General features: G+C 72.5%; 13 protein-coding genes. 6 read left to right on the top strand and 7 right to left on the bottom strand.

The window, feature by feature from the left end; all coding sequences use genetic code 11:
- Positions 1–61 precede the first annotated feature (61 nt).
- Entirely contained in the window at positions 62–2,251 is a 2,190-nt protein-coding gene (locus AC5WRT_RS29140) for a flotillin family protein (RefSeq protein ID WP_496092298.1), read from the bottom strand.
- 251 nt (positions 2,252–2,502) lie between these two features.
- On the opposite strand from AC5WRT_RS29140, the gene AC5WRT_RS29135 reads away from it, so the two are divergent.
- Positions 2,503–3,582: a PucR family transcriptional regulator gene (locus AC5WRT_RS29135; protein WP_496092297.1), complete on the top strand. Its 1,080-nt coding sequence runs from the start codon at positions 2,503–2,505 to the stop codon at positions 3,580–3,582.
- Positions 3,583–3,654: 72 nt separating this feature from the next.
- On the opposite strand, the gene AC5WRT_RS29130 is transcribed toward AC5WRT_RS29135, so the two are convergent.
- Complete coding sequence (locus AC5WRT_RS29130; protein WP_496092296.1) at positions 3,655–4,602, bottom strand: MIP/aquaporin family protein; 948 nt, start codon at positions 4,600–4,602, stop codon at positions 3,655–3,657.
- 132 nt (positions 4,603–4,734) lie between these two features.
- On the bottom strand, positions 4,735–5,400 hold the full coding sequence (locus tag AC5WRT_RS29125; protein ID WP_496092295.1) for an SDR family NAD(P)-dependent oxidoreductase: 666 nt from the start codon (positions 5,398–5,400) through the stop codon (positions 4,735–4,737).
- A gap of 213 nt (positions 5,401–5,613) precedes the next feature.
- Between AC5WRT_RS29125 and ctaD the strand changes: the two genes are divergently transcribed.
- On the top strand, positions 5,614–7,335 hold the full coding sequence (ctaD, locus tag AC5WRT_RS29120) for an aa3-type cytochrome oxidase subunit I (RefSeq protein WP_496092294.1): 1,722 nt from the start codon (positions 5,614–5,616) through the stop codon (positions 7,333–7,335).
- A 23-nt stretch (positions 7,336–7,358) separates the two neighbouring features.
- Positions 7,359–7,688 carry a cytochrome C oxidase subunit I gene (locus tag AC5WRT_RS29115; RefSeq protein ID WP_496092293.1) on the top strand — a complete coding sequence of 110 codons (330 nt, stop codon included), beginning with the start codon at positions 7,359–7,361 and terminating at the stop codon, positions 7,686–7,688.
- Between the two features lie 13 nt (positions 7,689–7,701).
- Here AC5WRT_RS29115 and AC5WRT_RS29110 read toward each other — a convergent pair whose 3' ends face one another.
- Positions 7,702–8,409, bottom strand: coding sequence for a DUF6445 family protein (locus AC5WRT_RS29110; protein WP_496092292.1), 708 nt, complete (start codon positions 8,407–8,409; stop codon positions 7,702–7,704).
- 292 nt (positions 8,410–8,701) lie between these two features.
- On the opposite strand from AC5WRT_RS29110, the gene AC5WRT_RS29105 reads away from it, so the two are divergent.
- On the top strand, positions 8,702–9,421 hold the full coding sequence (locus AC5WRT_RS29105; RefSeq protein ID WP_496092334.1) for a DUF4142 domain-containing protein: 720 nt from the start codon (positions 8,702–8,704) through the stop codon (positions 9,419–9,421).
- A gap of 320 nt (positions 9,422–9,741) precedes the next feature.
- On the opposite strand, the gene AC5WRT_RS29100 is transcribed toward AC5WRT_RS29105, so the two are convergent.
- Both AC5WRT_RS29100 and thrS read right to left on the bottom strand, forming a co-directional pair.
- Positions 9,742–10,710, bottom strand: a complete 969-nt coding sequence (locus AC5WRT_RS29100; protein ID WP_496092291.1) for a nucleoside hydrolase — start codon at positions 10,708–10,710, stop codon at positions 9,742–9,744.
- A gap of 50 nt (positions 10,711–10,760) precedes the next feature.
- Positions 10,761–11,987: a threonine--tRNA ligase gene (gene thrS / locus AC5WRT_RS29095; protein WP_496092290.1), complete on the bottom strand. Its 1,227-nt coding sequence runs from the start codon at positions 11,985–11,987 to the stop codon at positions 10,761–10,763.
- A 394-nt stretch (positions 11,988–12,381) separates the two neighbouring features.
- Between thrS and AC5WRT_RS29090 the strand changes: the two genes are divergently transcribed.
- Positions 12,382–13,374, top strand: a complete 993-nt coding sequence (locus tag AC5WRT_RS29090) for a hypothetical protein (protein ID WP_496092289.1) — start codon at positions 12,382–12,384, stop codon at positions 13,372–13,374.
- Positions 13,375–13,399: 25 nt separating this feature from the next.
- On the opposite strand, the gene AC5WRT_RS29085 is transcribed toward AC5WRT_RS29090, so the two are convergent.
- Positions 13,400–14,743, bottom strand: coding sequence for a tetratricopeptide repeat protein (locus tag AC5WRT_RS29085; RefSeq protein WP_496092288.1), 1,344 nt, complete (start codon positions 14,741–14,743; stop codon positions 13,400–13,402).
- A gap of 328 nt (positions 14,744–15,071) precedes the next feature.
- On the opposite strand from AC5WRT_RS29085, the gene AC5WRT_RS29080 reads away from it, so the two are divergent.
- Positions 15,072–16,316, top strand: coding sequence for an amidohydrolase (locus AC5WRT_RS29080; RefSeq protein ID WP_496092287.1), 1,245 nt, complete (start codon positions 15,072–15,074; stop codon positions 16,314–16,316).
- Positions 16,317–16,337 lie beyond the last annotated feature (21 nt).

The raw sequence follows: 16,337 nt of genomic DNA, 5'->3' as shown, positions 1-16,337 counted from the left end.
GAGGCCGCGTGTCGGACACGGTCCCGCGCTCCTACGGGGCGCCGCCCTGTCCCGGCCGTCCTCAGTTCTGGCTCACACTGCCGTTCAGGGCGGTCACCGGGGTGTCCGCGAGTCCCAGTTCGCTCGCGCGATCGAGGAGTTTCTGGAGCTGGCCCGCCTGTGGGCCGCCGCCCTTGATCTGCTTCATCAGCAGCGTGGACACCGTCAGGTTCCGTACGTCCGCCGAGCCGAGCGAGCCCAGGACCCTGCCCAGGTCCTCCGTGAAGCTCCCGGAGCCGTCCAGCCACGGCTTCGCCAGGGCCTGCGCGGTGTGGGAGCTGGAGACGAAGCCGTCCACACCCTTGCCGAGGGAGATGGAGGACACCAGCCGGTCGAAGAAGACGGACTCCCCGCCGACGATGTCGATGTCGGCGTGCTCCAGCCCGGTCGCCAGCACGGTGGCCTGGGCCTGCGCCACCTGCCGCTGGGTCTCCAGACCGGCCAGCCGGATCTCCTTCTCCGCCTGGAGCCGCAGCCGGTACTCCTCGTGCCCCCGCGACGCCTCGTCCAGCGCGGCCATCGCGGCGGCCTTCTCGGTCAGACCGGCGGCCTCGGCCCTCAGCTTCTCCCCGATGGCGGTGGCCTCCGCGAGCGCCTTCGCCTTGGCGCTCTCCGCCTCGGCCAGACCCTTGGCCCGCGCGCCCTCCGCCTCGGCCCGCAGCCGTGCCTCGGTGGCCTCCGCCGCCGCCCGCGCGCCCTCGGCCTCCGCGAGTCCCCTGGCCCGCGCGCCCTCCGCCTCGGCGAGCGCCCTGGCCTGGGTGCCCTCGGCCTCGGCCCGCAGCCGTGCCTCGGTGGCCTCCGCCGCCGCGCGGCCGGCCTTGACGGTGACCTCTGCCTCCTTGTCGCGCACCTGCACCGCGGCAAGGCCCTCGGCGGCGGCCTCGGCCTGGACGCCCTCGGCGAGCCGCAGCTTGGCGCGGGCGTCGAGGTCGGCGGTCTTCAACCGGGCCTCGGCGAGGGTGAGTTCCTCGGCGGCGCGGTGCGTGGCGGCCTGTTCCGCCGCTTCCGCCGCCTTGATGTCCTTGACCAGCTTCTCCTGCGCCTCCGCCTCGGCGGCGATGACGAGGGCCTGCCGCTCCCGCTCGGCCTCCTCGACCACGCGGAGCTTCTTGATGGACTCCTCCTGCTCGGCGACCGTACGGTCCACCGCGACCCGCTCCCGGATGACCTCGGCGATCTCCCGCTTCTCCGCCTCGACCTCCTTCTCGGCGGCGATCTTCGTCAGCTGGGTCTCCCGCTCGCGGGCGATGACCTCCAGAAGCCGGTCCTTCTCGATGCGCTCGTTCTCGACGGCGATGACCCGCTCGCGGTTCTTCGCGGCGACGGCGATCTCCCGCGCCTGGTTCTCCCGCTGGACCCCCAACTGCTCCTCGGTGCGCAGGAAGGCGCCCTGTGCGCGCAGCCGCTCCTCCTCCACCACGCGGGCGGTCTCCGCCTCCTCGCGGGCACGGGACGTCTCGATCTCCCGGCGCTGCTTGATCTCGGCGTCCGCCTGGCGGCGCTCCAGCTCCAGGATGGCCTCGCGGGCGTCGACGTCCTGGCGGGTGATCTCCTTCTGCTCGTTGCGCTTGGCATCGTTGGTGCGCACGTGCTCGACGGCCGTCAGCTCGGTGATCTTTCGGATGCCCTGGGCGTCGAGGACGTTGGCCGGATCGAGCTGGGTGAGCGGGGTCTGCTCCAGGTAGTCGATCGCCGCGTCCTCGAGGTGGTAACCGTTGAGGTCGATGCCGATCAACTCGATGATGTGGTAGCGGAGTTCCTCGCGCTTGGTGTAGAGGTCGGTGAAGTCCATCTGCTTGCCGACGGTCTTCAGCGCCTCGGAGAACTTCGCGTGGAACAGCTCCTGCAGCGTGTCCTGATGGCTGGCCCGCTCGGTGCCCACGGTCTGGGCGACCTTGATGACGTCCTCGACGGTCTTGTTGACCTTGACGAAGAACAGGATCCGGATGTCGGCGCGGATGTTGTCCCGGCAGATCAGGCCGTCCCGCCCCGAGCGGCTGATCTCGATGGTCTTCACCGAGATGTCCATGACCTCGGCCTTGTGCAGGATCGGCAGCACCACCTGGCCGGTGAACGACACGTCGACCCGCCGCGTCCTCGACACGATCAGGGCCTGGCTCTGGTCCACCTTGCGGTACAGCCGCGAGAACGCGAGCAGCGCGAGCAGCACGACGACGAGACACGCGGCGACGAGCGCGCCGAGGACTTCCATGGCATACGTCCTTGCGTCAGACGACGAATCCGGAGCCCCCCAGGGCCGCGGTGCCGGGCACCTGCCAGGTGCCCGGCACCGCGGCCCTCCGTAGGGCTCCCCGTGGAGGATGGTGCGTCCGGGGCCGGGACCCGCGCATTGCCGGTTTCCGGCAGCGTTCACTAGGGTCTGCATGCCGGACCGGCGCCAAGAACGTGTCACCGGTGCGTCAAGATCGCGGGAGTACGGGGTCACGGGGGACGGGAACCTGCATGGGGGACCAGCACGACAGACAGGGGACGGCCGAGGGCTATCTGGACGGCTTCCCCCGGACACTGGCCGAGGTCGCGGCCACCGGCCGGCGGCTGACCAGGGAGGAACTCAAGGCCCGGCGCCTCCTGGGCGAGCAGGCCGCCGACGCCGGACTCGGGCTGCGCGCGCTCATCGTCGCCCATCTGGCCGCCACCCGCGCCGCCTGGCCGGCCGTGCCCGGCTCGGCCGAGAGCGGCCTTGCCACGCTGGCGGCCGTGGAACAGGCGATCGACGCGTTCGCCGAGGGCTACGAACGCGCCCAGCGTCTCACCGTACGCCGGGAGGAGGCCGCGCGCCGGGAGTTCATCGACGACCTGCTGTACGGCCGCAGCGACCTGGGCCGACTCGCCGAGCGCGCCGAGCGGTTCGGGCTGCGCCTGTCCCGGGCGCACGCGGTGGCCGTCGCCGAGGGGCCGTCCGCGTACACCGAGGGAGGTCCGGTCGCGCGCCGGGTGGAGGCCGCCGTACTCGCCCGCTTCGACTCCCGCAGCATCCTGCTGACCACCAAGAACGGGCGGCTGCTGTGCGTGGCACCCGGCGAGGAGGACGAGATCCTCCAGCACTTCGCGCAGCAGGCACACGCGGTGACGGACGGCTGCCGGGTGGCCATCGGCCGGCCGCAGCACGGCGCGGGCGGGGTGGTGCAGTCGTACGAAGAGGCCCTCGCCGCGCTGGAGATGGCGGCGCGGCTCGGTCTGCCCGGGCCGGTGCTGCGCGCCTCCGACCTGCTCGTCTATCCGGTGCTGGCCCGGGACCGGCAGGCACTGGTCGACCTGGTGTCGCACACACTGGGCCCGTTGACGGCGGCGCGCGGGGGTGCCGTGCCCCTGCTGGACACGCTCGGCGCGTACTTCGACGCCGGGTGCGTGGCCGCGGAGGCCGCCCGGCGGCTCTCGCTCAGCGTTCGTGCGCTCACGTACCGCCTGGACCGCATCCACCAACTCACCGGCGCCGATCCGTCCGACCCGTCCCACCGCTACATGCTCCAGACGGCGGTCATAGGCGCCCGCCTGCTGGACTGGCCGCACCGGCCCCTGTGACCCGGACAGGCCGGCGCCCCCGGGCGCGCACGCCGGTACGGGGGCCGCGGCCTGCCCGAAGCACGCCCGGGCCTACTCCTCGTCGGTGGTGCGTACGGGCGTCGCCCGGCCCGGCTCCCGCAGTTCGGCCGTCTCCGCGCGCAGCAGCAGCACGTCGCCGATGAAGAGGTCGTACACCACGATCCCGACGACGCCGCCGATCAGCGGGCCCACGATCGGGATCCACCAGTAGCCGCTGTACATGCCGGACACGCTGCCGGGGAACGCCAGGCTGTTCCAGCCGGCCGCGTAGGTGAACAGACGCGGCCCGAAGTCACGGGCCGGGTTGATGGCGTACCCCGCGTTCGCACCGTAGGACAGGCCGACGGCGGCGACGACGAAGCCCACGACCAGCGGCCCGAGGTTGGCCTTCACGGCCTGGTTGCGCACGTCCAGGACGGCGGCGATGAGCATCAGCAGGAAGGCGGTACCGACGATCTGGTCGACCAGGGGGCCCCAGATGCCGCCGTGGAAGTACGCCGCCGGGAAGGTGGCGAAGATGGAGAAGGTGGCGTTCGTGTGTCCGTTCACCTTCGGTCCCGGCGCCACCTGGTCGTAGGCGCTGATGGCGTCGTGGTAGACGAGGTACACGAGCGCCGCTCCGGTGAGCGCGCCGACGACCTGCGAGAACCAGTACGGCAGCACCTTGGCCCAGGGGAAACCGCGGCGCACGGCCATGGCCAGGGTCACCGCCGGATTGATGTGGGCCCCGCTGACACCGCCGGCCACGTACACGCCGAAGACGACGGCGAACGCCCAGCCCCAGGCGATCAGCAGCCAGTCACCTGCCGCCAGGAAGATGGTGGTGGGCGTCGCGGCGCGGCCGGAACCGGGCAGTGCGGCGACCGCCATGGCGACCACGCCGCAGCCGAAGGCGATCAGCACCAACGTCCCGAGGAACTCGGCGAGGCACTCACCGAGCAGGCCGCCCCGGCTGCGGAGCCGGGACGGCTTGATGACCGGGGGGATGTCGACAGCCATGCGGGCCCCCTCGAAGAGGCGATACGGCCAACGTCCCCATCTTGGCTCACGAGGCCGTGTTCCGCAGGTTGACGGTGCCCGGTCAGCTGTCGGGACGGCCGCCCGGCAGCGGTCGTGAGGGCCGTCGTCGGCTCAGGCGCCGAGGTCGTCGGCGAAGTGCCGGAAGCCGTGCCGGTCCCGGTGCAGCCCCCACAGCGTCTCCGCCAGCACGGCCGGGTCCTTGCGCGCGTGGCCCGGGGTGATCGCCCCCGGGATCACCAGCTGGGCGACGTGGATGCCCTCGTCCGCGAGGCGTTCGTGCAGCAGATGGCCGTACGCGCTCTCCGCGGCGAACGCGATGGACGTACCGGCCCGTTCGGTGTGCGGTACGACGGCGGTGCCGCCGTTGACGAACAGGATCGTGCCGCGCCCCAGCCGCCGCATCCCCGGCAGCACCTGCTGCACGGCGGCGACGGCCCCGTACACGGAGAACTCGATGGGCCCGACCAGGTCCCGGTGCCTGGTCTCCAGCACGGGCCGCATGAAGTCCCGGTGCGGCACCGGGCTGTACTGGAGCACCTCGACGGTGCCCAGTTCGTCCGCCGCCCGTGCCAGGGCGCCGGCCAGTTCCTCGGGTCTGCGCACGTCGGCGACGAAACCCCGCGCCAGGACGCCGTCGCCCTCGAGGTCACGCACCAGCGCGTCCAGCCGCTCCCGGTCCCGGGCGAAGAGGGCGACCGCGTACCCCTCCCGTCCGAACCGCCGCGCCACGGCGGCTCCGAGGCCGGGCCCGGCACCCACGACGGCGATGGTGGTCATGCCCTGCATCCGTACCGCACTTCGCGGCTGTCCACACACCGCGGCGCGTACCGGACGGCGCGGTGTGCGGTTGGGCCGTCCGGGTGCATCCGTCACCCGGACGGCCGCGCGTCGGCCGCTCAGCGCGGCCCCGACGCCGTCGCCCGGCGGAGTATGGCGGGTAGCCGACGTCGTGCCGTGCGCGGACCGCGAGCAGCAGGAGACAGACGACTTGTGAGCATCCTCAACGAACCCCATGGTGCCGCAGCGGCCCCGGAGTCGTACGAGAGCGAGGTGCCGCTCAGGGGCAGGCGGCCCGGCAGCGTCGTGGTGAAGTGGCTGACGACCACCGACCACAAGACGATCGGCACCCTGTATCTGGGCACGTCCTTCGCGTTCTTCCTGATCGGCGGCCTGATGGCACTGATCATGCGCGCCGAACTGGCCCGTCCGGGCCTGCAGATCGTGTCCAAGGAGCAGTACAACCAGCTCTTCACGATGCACGGCACCCTGATGCTGCTGATGTTCGCGACGCCGCTGTTCGCCGGTTTCACCAACTGGATCATGCCGCTGCAGATCGGCGCGCCCGACGTGGCGTTCCCACGGCTGAACATGTTCGCCTACTGGCTGTACCTGTTCGGCTCGCTCATCGCGATGGGCGGCTTCCTCACCCCGCAGGGCGCGGCCGACTTCGGCTGGTTCTCCTACGCCCCACTCCACAGCGAGGTGTTCTCGCCCGGCCTCGGTGCGGACCTGTGGATCATGGGTCTGGTCTTCTCCGGCTTCGGCACGATTCTCGGCTCGGTCAACTTCATCACCACGGTCGTCTGCATGCGCGCTCCGGGCATGACCATGTTCCGCATGCCGATCTTCACCTGGAACGTGCTGCTGACCGCCGTGCTGGTCCTGCTGGCCTTCCCGGTCCTCGCCGCCGCGCTGCTGGCCATCGAGGCGGACCGGAAGTTCGGCGCTCACGTCTACGACCCGGCCAACGGCGGCGCGCTGCTGTGGCAGCACCTCTTCTGGTTCTTCGGCCACCCGGAGGTGTACATCATCGCCCTGCCGTTCTTCGGCGTGATCAGCGAGATCATCCCGGCGTTCTCCCGAAAGCCGATGTTCGGCTACCTGGGTCTGATCGCCGCGACCATCTCCATCGCCGGTCTGTCCGTGACCGTGTGGGCCCACCACATGTTCGTCACCGGCGGGGTGCTGTTGCCGTTCTTCTCCTTCATGTCCTTCCTGATCGCCGTCCCGACCGGTGTGAAGTTCTTCAACTGGATCGGCACGATGTGGAAGGGCAGCCTCTCCTTCGAGACGCCGATGCTGTGGGCGGCGGGCTTCCTCGTCACGTTCCTCTTCGGCGGGCTGACCGGCGTCCTGCTGGCCTCGCCGCCGATGGACTTCCACGTCTCCGACTCGTACTTCGTGGTGGCCCACTTCCACTACGTGGTCTTCGGCACGGTCGTCTTCGCGATGTTCGCGGGATTCCACTTCTGGTGGCCCAAGTTCACCGGCAAGATGCTCGACGAGCGCCTCGGCAAGATCACCTTCTGGACGCTGTTCATCGGCTTCCACACCACGTTCCTGGTCCAGCACTGGCTGGGCGCCGAGGGCATGCCGCGCCGGTACGCCGACTACCTGGCCGCCGACGGCTTCACCGCCCTGAACACCGTCTCCACGATCGGTTCGTTCCTGCTCGGTCTGTCGATGCTGCCGTTCCTCTACAACGTGTGGAAGACGGCCAAGTACGGCAGGCCGGTCGGCGTGGACGACCCCTGGGGCTACGGCCGTTCGCTGGAGTGGGCGACCTCCTGCCCGCCTCCGCGCCACAACTTCGTCACCCTGCCGCGCATCCGCAGCGAGTCCCCGGCGTTCGACCTGCACCACCCCGACATCGCCATGGGCGAGCACGAGCTGCACGGCGCGGCGCCGACCTCCGGCCGGGGCCAGGGGTGAACGGTCCGCCCGGGCGCCTGCCCATGCAGGGGACGGACGGCGCCCTCGCCAACCAGGTCGAGGGCTATCTGCTGTGGCAGGCCCGGATCGCCGAGGCGGAGCAGCGGGCACGGGAGTTCACCGGGCCGCTGGAGTGGCTGACGACCGCCCAGCGCGAGGAGATCGAACGCCGCTACACCGCCGACAGCCTGGCCCGGGCCCGCGCCGACCTGGAGCGCATCGCGGCCCGCTGCGTGTCCCTGCGCGCCGAGTACGAACACCGCTACCAGGACCTGCGTCGGCGCTGCCTCGCGGTGGCCCTCGCGGTCTGCGCGGCCTGCGCGGCCCTGGCGGGGCTCCTGCTGCTCCTCTGACCCGGTCGACGGGTCACGCCATCCAGAAGAACACCGCCGTCATCCGCTTCTCCTCCAGCGTCGTGCCGTGGTACGCGGTCGCGCTGTGCACCAGGTTGGCGTTGTAGAGAAGGAGGCGGTTGTACTCGTGGGGGACGCGGACGTCCTCCTCGAAGTGGTCGGCGGGGACGAAGCGGGTGCCCAGGGCCTCGACGAGGTTGTTGTGCGGGGCCCGGACGACATTGCCGCCGAGCCGGCCGCCGGGCAGGGACTGGCGGTAGAAGGCGGTGCCGCAGCTCTTGGGGACGTGGGGGTTGAGGTAGAGCACCGCCGCGTACCGGCACAGGGCGCGGGAGTCGGTGTGCGGGCGGGGCTCGCTCTCGCCCTCGCCGACCACCTGGACGCAGTTGTGGTTGAGGGTGCCGCCGCCGGGCGCCTGTTGCACCCACAGCTTCTTCGCCCCCGTGGCCTTCTTCACCAGTCTTTCGATCACGGCGAGTTCGGCGGGCTCGAGCCCGGGCATGGCCCGCAGGCCGGGCCAGGTCTCGGAGGTGTACGGGTAGCCCTCGACCCAGTCGTCCTTGGCCAGGCACCGCTCCCGCACGGCGTCGACGTCGGGCAGGGCGTCGTCGAGGACCCAGTAGTCGCGGCCCCTGGTGGGCTTGCGGTACGGCAGGACGGGAAGGGCGACGGCGCCCGGGGGGCGGGACGCGGGCGTGCGGGGCGGCGGCTGTGGGGGCATGCGGCGAATCTAGGACCGCCTTTCGTCCGCCTTCTCCCGGTGATCGGTCAACGTTTCCCCAACCGTTTGTCATGTGCATCAATGCATGGCAATCCCTGCGGAGTCCCGACCGGCGCCACCGCGCAGTTTTTACCCGCGCCACCGATACGAATCGCCCCCGCGTCCGTACTGCTGTGCGTCCGATCCGCCCGGCGCCGCCGTCGCCCCGGGCGGGATCCACGACCGGGCAGGAGGCACGGTGCGCTTTTCTCGGAACGGGACGGGAACTCTCTTCGTGGGCGGTGCGATGGCCATGACGCTCGCGGCCCTCGCCTACCCGAGCATGCTCGGCCTGAACAAGGTCACCACCGCTCAGGACCGCGTCATCGCCAACACCCAGTGGGGGCCACTCACCGAGCAGGACCGGGACTTCGTGGTGAAGGTGCGGGCCGCCGGCCTGTGGGAGTACCCGGTGGGGCAGCTCGCGTTGCAGAAGGGGACCACACCGGCCGTCGTCACAGCCGGCCGCCATCTGCTCGACGGCCACGCGGCACTGGACACCACCTGCCGCAAGATCGCGCCGATGCTGAACATCACGCTGCCGAACCTCGCGAGCCCCCAGCAGGAGGGCTTCCTCAACACGCTGCGGGCGGACAACGGGAAGAAGTTCGACTCCGACATGGCCAACATCCTGCGGATGACGCACGGCGCGATCTTCAATGCCATCGCGAAGATCCGCTCCACGACCAAGAACTCGCTGGTGCGCGCCCTCGCCGACCAGGCCAACGACACCGTGCTCGACCACATGACGGTGATGGAGAAGACCGGTTTCGTCGACTTCGACCAGACCATCTTCCAGCAGACGACCCCGCCGAAGCTGCCCGCCAACGACCTGACCCCGCCGCCCCCGGCCGCCGGCCAGCCGCAGGTGGTGCTCACACCGCCGCCGAACCCCACGTCGACGCCGGTCGACCTCGGCGGGCTGGCCGGCGGCAACGCGTCGGCACCGAGCCCGAGCCCGACGGTGCGCTGAACGCACCGCTCAGCCGAGCCGGACCGTGGTGTCCGGCGGCAGGGTCCGGTCGTCGGGCGGGGTCGCCGAGCCCGTCACCGTCGGCGCCGGCGAAGCTGCGCGGATAGACCTGGTGGATGACGGCCTGGCGCCACCAGTCGGGGCTCCTGGAGGAGAGGTCCGGGAAGCGGTCTGCCATGCGGGCTCCTTCGAGGGCGGACGACAGCACAGGAAATCTGTCCACATTGCCCGGAAAAGGAACCTTCCGCCTCCGGCTGTTCACGCCACGTGCCGTAGGGCGACAGAAGGGTCGTTCGCTCCGTCGGCGGGTTCCGGAGCCGCTACGGCCGCTCCACCGTCCGCAGGTACAGCTTGACGTAGCGGTCCACGTCCACCTCCAACGCCACGTCCACCAGAGCCTGTTCACGTTCACCCTCGTGGATCTCCGACTCGCCGGGGCGGGGGCGGCGGTCGACGAGGGTCTGGCCCCGGGTGGGACCGGGGGCGAGGGCGACCTCGACCGGGAGGAGCCGGGTGGTGATGCCCTGTGGGTCGATGACCGCGCACACCGCGCCCGCGTCGCCGAGGCCGCCCGCCTCCTCGGCCTCCGGGGCCTCGCCCTGGAAGGTCGGCCGGTGGGACAGCAGTTCGCCGGCCAGGCGGGTGCCGGGATCGCCGCTCGCGCGCATCCGGTGGACGTCGGCGGCGGGCACGACGACCCGCATGAAGACGTCGAGGCCGTACATCGTGATCGGTACTCCCGCGGTGAGCAGGACCGCCGCCGCCTCCGGGTCGTGCCAGACGTTGAACTCGGCGACCGGCGTGGCATTGCCGGTGGCCACCGCGCCGCCCATGAACACGATCCGCTCGATGTTGCGGGTCACCTCCGGATGGGTGCGCAGCAGCAGGGCGACGTTCGTCAGGGGCGCGGTCGGGATCAGGGTGACCGGGCGCGGGGAGGCCAGGATCTCGCGGCGCAGGAGCGTCACGGCGTCGACGTCCGCCGGGGTCCGGCCCGGCGCGGGCAGCCCCAGGTCGCCCATGCCGTCACAGCCGTGCACGTGCCGGGCCGAGCGCGCCGGTTCGATCAGCGGGCGTTCGGCGCCCCGGCCCACCGGGATGTCCGGGGCGCCCGCCCGCTCCAGCACGGTCAGGGTGTTGCGGACCACGCCGTCGACGTCCGTGTTCCCGGCCACGCAGGTCACGGCCCGCAGATCGAGGCCCGGGTGGCGCACGGCCAGCAGCAGCGCGAGGGCGTCGTCGACGCCGGTGTCGCAGTCGATGATCACGGGGATGGGCTGACCGGTCACTGCGGGCTCCTTCCGTCGAGCCGACCTTAGATCAGGACGGATCGGTGCGGTCACTGCCACAGGGCGGTGCCGCGGGCCCGCACCCGGGCGGCGATCCGGTCCAGCAGCTCGGGCACCGGCAGCTCCCCCGGCCGCCCGCCGCCGCGCAGTCGTACGGCCGCCCGCCCGGCCCCGGCCTCCCGCGCGCCGATCACCGCCTGGTACGGCACGAGGCGCGCGGCACGGATCCGGGCACCGAGGGTGCCCTCGGCGGGACCGGCGAGCTCGGCGCGCAGGCCCCGCGCAACGGCCTCCCGTACGACCTCGGCCGCCCGCTCCCGCTGCTCCTCGGCGACGGGCAGCACCACCAGTTGGACGGGTGCCAGCCAGGCCGGGAGGGCGCCGGCATGCGCCTCGACGAGATGGGCGACGGCCCGCTCCACGCTGCCGATGATGCTGCGGTGCACCATCACCGGGCGGTGCCGGGCGCCGTCGGCGCCGATGTAGTGCAGGTCGAAGCGGGCCGGCTGGTGGAAGTCGATCTGCACGGTGGACAGGGTGGACTCGCGCCCGGCCGGGTCGGCGACCTGTACGTCGATCTTCGGGCCGTAGAAGGCCGCCTCGCCCTCGGCCTCCTCGTACGCCGCGCCGGACGCGTCGAGGACCTCCCGCAGCAGCCCGGTGGCCCGGCGCCACAGCTCGGGGTCGGCGACGTACTTGCCGCCCTCGCCGGGCAGCGACAGCCGGTGCCGTACGGCCTCGATGCCCAGGTCGGCGTAGGCGTGGGCGATCAGCTCCAGCGCGGCACGGGCCTCCTCGACCGCCTGGTCCAGGGTGCAGAAGATGTGCGCGTCGTTGAGCTGGATGGCGCGCACCCGGGTCAGTCCGCCGAGGACGCCGGAGAGCTCGGCGCGGTGCATGCCACCCAGCTCGGCGATCCGCAGCGGCAGTTCACGGTAGCTGTGGGAGCGGGAGCGGTAGATCAGGGCGTGGTGGGGGCACAGGCTCGGGCGCAGCACGACCTCCTCGGCGCCCAGTCGCATCGGCGGGTACATGTCGTCGCTGTAGTGGTCCCAGTGCCCGGAGATCTCGTACAGCTCCCGTTTGCCGAGCACGGGCGAGTAGACGTGCCGGTATCCGGCCAGGAGTTCGGCCTCCCGGACGTACTCCTCCAGGGTGTGCCGTACGACCGCGCCGTCGGGCAGCCAGTACGGCAGGCCGGCGCCGATCAGCGGGTCGGTGTCGAAGAGGCCCAGTTCACGGCCGAGTCGGCGGTGGTCGGGTGCCTGGTCGTTCATCGGGTTCCTCCGCGGGTCCGGTGGGCGGGCGAGGAGCCGGGAGGACGCGGGAACGCCGAAGCCCCGGGGCGCTCGCCCCGGGGCTTCGATGCTGGTCAGGTGTCAGCGCGCCGGGACGGTCTCCGGCGTCGTCGTGCTCTTCGGGCACTGCGGGGCGCGCTGCATGCGGCGACCGTAGCAGGCGGCGTCGTCCCGCTCGAGCGATTTGACGGCGGGCAGCTCACCCGGACGGACCGGAGCGCTGGTGAGGCGGTCGGGGCGGTGGTGCCGTGAGATCAGGGGCCACCACAGGTGCCCCCACCGGCAGACGACCACGGCGGACCCCCGCCGGCAGACCGTCCGGCAGACCCCCCGCCACCAGGGGTCCACCGGACCGAGCGCTCAGGAGGCACCGATGACCCCCGCGATACGCCCGCGCGTCCCCCGTGCCCCGAAGCTCCGCGACGACCCCGGCGACCACGGCGGCCACGGCTCCGGGGCCCGGCACACGCAGCACACCCCGTGGAGCCCGTACGGCCCGACGGAGCCCGGCGCTCCCGACCGCCCGGACCCGCACCCCGGCAGCCGCCCCGGCCTGCCCGGCCTGCCCGGAGTGCCCGGCCTGTCCCGCCTCGCCGAGCTCCCGCGCGGCGTCGTCCTCTCTCTCATAGCCGTCGGTCTCATCCTCGCCGGCGGCTGCGCGGCCCTCGGGCTGCACCAGCCGGAGACGGCGACCCCGCCCCTGCCGACCATCGACAAGCCGTCGAAGACACCGAAGACCTCTCCCCGGCCCGACGGTTCCACGCTCACCGACGAGCAGGCGCAGGCCGCGCTCCTCACCCAGACCGACCTGGGCGCCCCCTGGACGGCGACCCAGGGTGCGGCCACCTGGCGGGACCAGCTGCTGAAGGCGACCACCTCGGCCGGGGACTGCCAGCGGCTGCTGGACGCCCTCTACACCGACGAGATCCTCGGCGGCCCCGCTCGCGCCGCCGTCGGCCTCGACGACACCGACACCAACGCCCAACTGCGCTACCAGATCGCCGCCCGCCGCCCCGCCGACGTCGACGCCGCACTGGCGTGGCTCGGGACGATGCCGGCGCGGTGCGCGCGGTTCACGGCCACCACGCAGACCGGGATCCAGGAGGACGTCCAGGTCAGCGACGCCCCGCTGCCACAGGTCGGGGACAAGCGCCAGGGCCTGCGGATCAGCCTGGCCGCCACCGACCGTGACGACCGCCACGCCGTGCTCACCCTGGACGTGGCCGCCGTCCGGGTCGGACCGGACGCGTTCGCCCTCACCAACGGCGGCCTGGGCGACGTGCCGAACGAGGCGACCCAGGCCGCGGTCCAGGTCGGCGCCCTGCGTCTGGCCGACATCCGCAAGCAGGGGCGGGCGCAGGTGTGACCCGCGGGGCCGGCTCCGCGGTGTCTCACAGCGGCGGCTGCGCCGGGGCCGGGCCCAGGGTCGTCGTGCCCGGGGCCGTGCGGTGACCGAGGCCGGTGCGGTAGGCGTCCAGGGCGGCCTCCACGCGCCCCGTGCGGCGGAACAGGTCGCCGAGGAGACGGCACAGGTCGGCCAGGTCGCCCGCGGCGCCCGCGCGTTCCAGCAGGCTGAGCGCGCGCACGTAGTGCTCCTCGGCGGCCTCGGTGTCCCGGGCGTCCTCGGCGATGATGCCGAGCAGCCGGTGGGCCGCGGCGGCGTGCACGGCACCGCGTTCGGAGGAGAAGTCGCCGAGGACGCCCTGCAGGAGGACGGCGGACTCCTCCGACTTGCCGCGCCGGTGCAGCACGTCGGCGAGTTCCACGGCGGCCTGGCTGCGGTACAGGGCGGCCCGGCTCTCCGCGAGCATGGTGTGTGCCTGGCGCAACTCGGCCTCCGCGCGTTCCAGTTCTCCGTTCTGTGCGCAGACGTACCCGCGCATCCAGTGGCAGTTGGCCAGTTCCGTGCGCAGCCGCAGCCGCCCGTACAGCTCGGCCGCCTTGGCGAGGGAGGCGTCGGCCTCGGCGACCCGACCCTCGGCGATCAGCGTGCGGGCCACCGAGCGGTGCATCCGGGCGATCAGCGCGGGGTCGCCGGCCTGCGGGGCGAGCGCGAGCGCGAACTCGGCGGCCTGGGCGGCGCGGGCGTGCGCGCCCATGTCCATGTACGGCCCGATGGCGCTGGCGTAGAGCAGGAGCAGGGCGTCGGGGTCGTGCAGCCCGCCCCGGTTGAGTTCGTCGAGGGTGGACTCCAGGAGGTAGACGGCGTACCGGAGTTCACCGGCCAGGTAGTGCGCGACCGCCCGGCCCCGCACGGCCGGGACCCGCACCGGCAGCGACTCGTCCGCCAGGCGCCGCTCCGCCCGTTCGAAGAACTCCCGAGCCCGCTCCAACTCCCCGGTCTCCAGGGCGCATTCGCCCAGCCCGAGCAGCGCGGTCGTCTGCTCGCGTCCCAGGGCGTGGGTCTCGGCACGAGCCAGCAGTGCCGTGTACTGGACGGCGGCCTCCTCGGCCCGTCCGTCGGCGAGGACCCGCTGGGCCTCGGTGAGCGCCAGCCTGAGGTCGGTGGCGAGGTGGGCGGGCCGGCCGACGGCCAGTTCCTCGAAGGCCACACCGAGCCGGCCGGCGATGTGCCGCAACGCCTCGTCGGAGGCCCGCACCCGGCCCGCCTCCAGGGTGGAGATGTAGGCGGGCGTGTAGGCCGGCTCCGCCAGCTGCCGCTGGGTGAGTCCCCGCTCGGTGCGCAGCTGCTGCACGCGCTGCCCTATGACCACCGGGTCGTCCCGCTCCCGCATGCCTCGCTCCCCCAACTCCCCTGACGCCTCTTGCCGTTGAGTCCGCTCAGCCCCTAGGTTAAACGGCGGATTAAGTCTGCTTAACACGTCGCTGTTGTGTTGCGAGGTCGCCGTGCCCGGACGTACAACCGCACCCTACGGAAACACCACCGTACGGAGAGCCGTGGCCGCCGCAGTAATAGCCGCGACGGCCCTGATCCTCGCGGCGAACGCCGGCCCGGCCCGGGCGGCGGCACCCGTCCCGGTCGAGCGGACCCAGCAGGCGGCCGGCGGTACCCGGTAGCCGCGCGCACTGCCCTGCGGTACGCCGGACGCCTACCCTCGCGTCATGACCTCTGCCGCCGCCCGTACCGCCCTGGACCTGACCGCCGACCTGCCGGTGCCGGACCTGGAGGACCTCTACCGAGACCTGCACCGCCACCCCGAGCTGTCCCTGCGCGAGCACCGCACCGCCGGGAAGCTGGCCGAACGGCTTCGGAAGGCCGGGTACGAGACGGCGCACGGCGTCGGCGGCACCGGGGTGGTGGGGCGGCTGGCCAACGGGGACGGACCGACCGTGCTGCTGCGGGCCGACATGGACGCGCTGCCGGTGCGGGAGGAGACCGGGCTGCCGTACGCCTCGCGGACGGACGGCGTGATGCACGCCTGCGGGCACGACCTGCACGTCACCTGGCTGACCGGCGCCGCCGCCGCGCTCGCGGCCGGGCGGGACACCTGGTCCGGCACCGTGCTGATCGTCGGGCAGCCCGCCGAGGAGAGCGGGCAGGGGGCGAGCCGGATGCTCGCAGACGGGCTGTACGAGCGGTTCGGGCGGCCCGACGTCCTGATCGGTCAGCACGCCGCACCCGGTCCGGCGGGGCTGTACCCGCACTCACCGGGGCTGATCATGTCCGCCGCGACGGACGTGGACATCGTGGTGCACGGCCGGGGCGGGCACGGCTCACGCCCGGAGTCCACGGTGGACCCCGTCGTCACCGCCGCCTATCTCGTGACCCGGCTGCAGACCGTCGTCTCCCGGGAGATCGCCGCCGGCGAGTCCGCCGTACTGACCGTGGGCCGGATCGAGGCGGGCACCCGGCACAACATCATCCCCTCCGAGGCGCGGATCTCGCTGAACCTGCGCACCCAGTCCGAGCCGGTACGGCAGCGGATGCTGGAGGCTGTCCGGCGCATCGCGCGCGGGGAGTGCCTGGCCGCCGGCTGCCCGAGCGAGCCGGACGTCACCCTCGGCAACACCTTCCCGGTGACCGTCAACGACGCGGACACCGACGCGAGGGTCGCCGCCGTGCACCGGGACGTCTTCGGCGCGGGCACGGTGTTCGACCCGGGCCCGGCGATGGGCAGCGAGGACTTCCCGCAGCTCGCGCTGGACGGCGCCATCCCCTACTCGTACTGGTTCGTGACGACCACCCCGGCGCCGGTGTGGGACCGGGCGCCCGGCGACAGCCTCCCGGAGAAGTTCGCGGCCGTGCCGAGCAACCACAGCCCGCACTTCGCTCCCGATCTGTCCGTGATCGCCCCCGGCGTCCGCACGCTCGTCTCGGGGGCCCTGACGCTGTTGTCAGAGGCATGACCTGGTCTTTGGGCACTCGCC

Source organism: Streptomyces sp. NTD91 (assembly GCF_059510455.1).
The sequence above is the reverse complement of the archived record's forward strand: the minus strand, read 5'-3'. Positions and strand labels throughout refer to the sequence as shown.

Bases quoted from the DNA above. Each gene is read 5' to 3' on its own strand.
- AC5WRT_RS29140 (WP_496092298.1), bottom strand. From the start codon at position 2,251: ATGGAAGTCCTCGGCGCGCTCGTCGCCGCGTGTCTCGTCGTCGTGCTG.
- AC5WRT_RS29105 (WP_496092334.1), top strand. From the start codon at position 8,702: ATGACGCTCGCGGCCCTCGCCTACCCGAGCATGCTCGGCCTGAACAAG.
- AC5WRT_RS29085 (WP_496092288.1), bottom strand. From the start codon at position 14,743: ATGCGGGAGCGGGACGACCCGGTGGTCATAGGGCAGCGCGTGCAGCAG.
- AC5WRT_RS29135 (WP_496092297.1), top strand. From the start codon at position 2,503: ATGGGGGACCAGCACGACAGACAGGGGACGGCCGAGGGCTATCTGGAC.
- AC5WRT_RS29125 (WP_496092295.1), bottom strand. From the start codon at position 5,400: ATGACCACCATCGCCGTCGTGGGTGCCGGGCCCGGCCTCGGAGCCGCC.
- AC5WRT_RS29115 (WP_496092293.1), top strand. From the start codon at position 7,359: ATGCAGGGGACGGACGGCGCCCTCGCCAACCAGGTCGAGGGCTATCTG.
- thrS (WP_496092290.1), bottom strand. From the start codon at position 11,987: ATGAACGACCAGGCACCCGACCACCGCCGACTCGGCCGTGAACTGGGC.
- AC5WRT_RS29080 (WP_496092287.1), top strand. From the start codon at position 15,072: ATGACCTCTGCCGCCGCCCGTACCGCCCTGGACCTGACCGCCGACCTG.
- AC5WRT_RS29090 (WP_496092289.1), top strand. From the start codon at position 12,382: ATGACCCCCGCGATACGCCCGCGCGTCCCCCGTGCCCCGAAGCTCCGC.
- AC5WRT_RS29110 (WP_496092292.1), bottom strand. From the start codon at position 8,409: ATGCCCCCACAGCCGCCGCCCCGCACGCCCGCGTCCCGCCCCCCGGGC.
- AC5WRT_RS29130 (WP_496092296.1), bottom strand. From the start codon at position 4,602: ATGGCTGTCGACATCCCCCCGGTCATCAAGCCGTCCCGGCTCCGCAGC.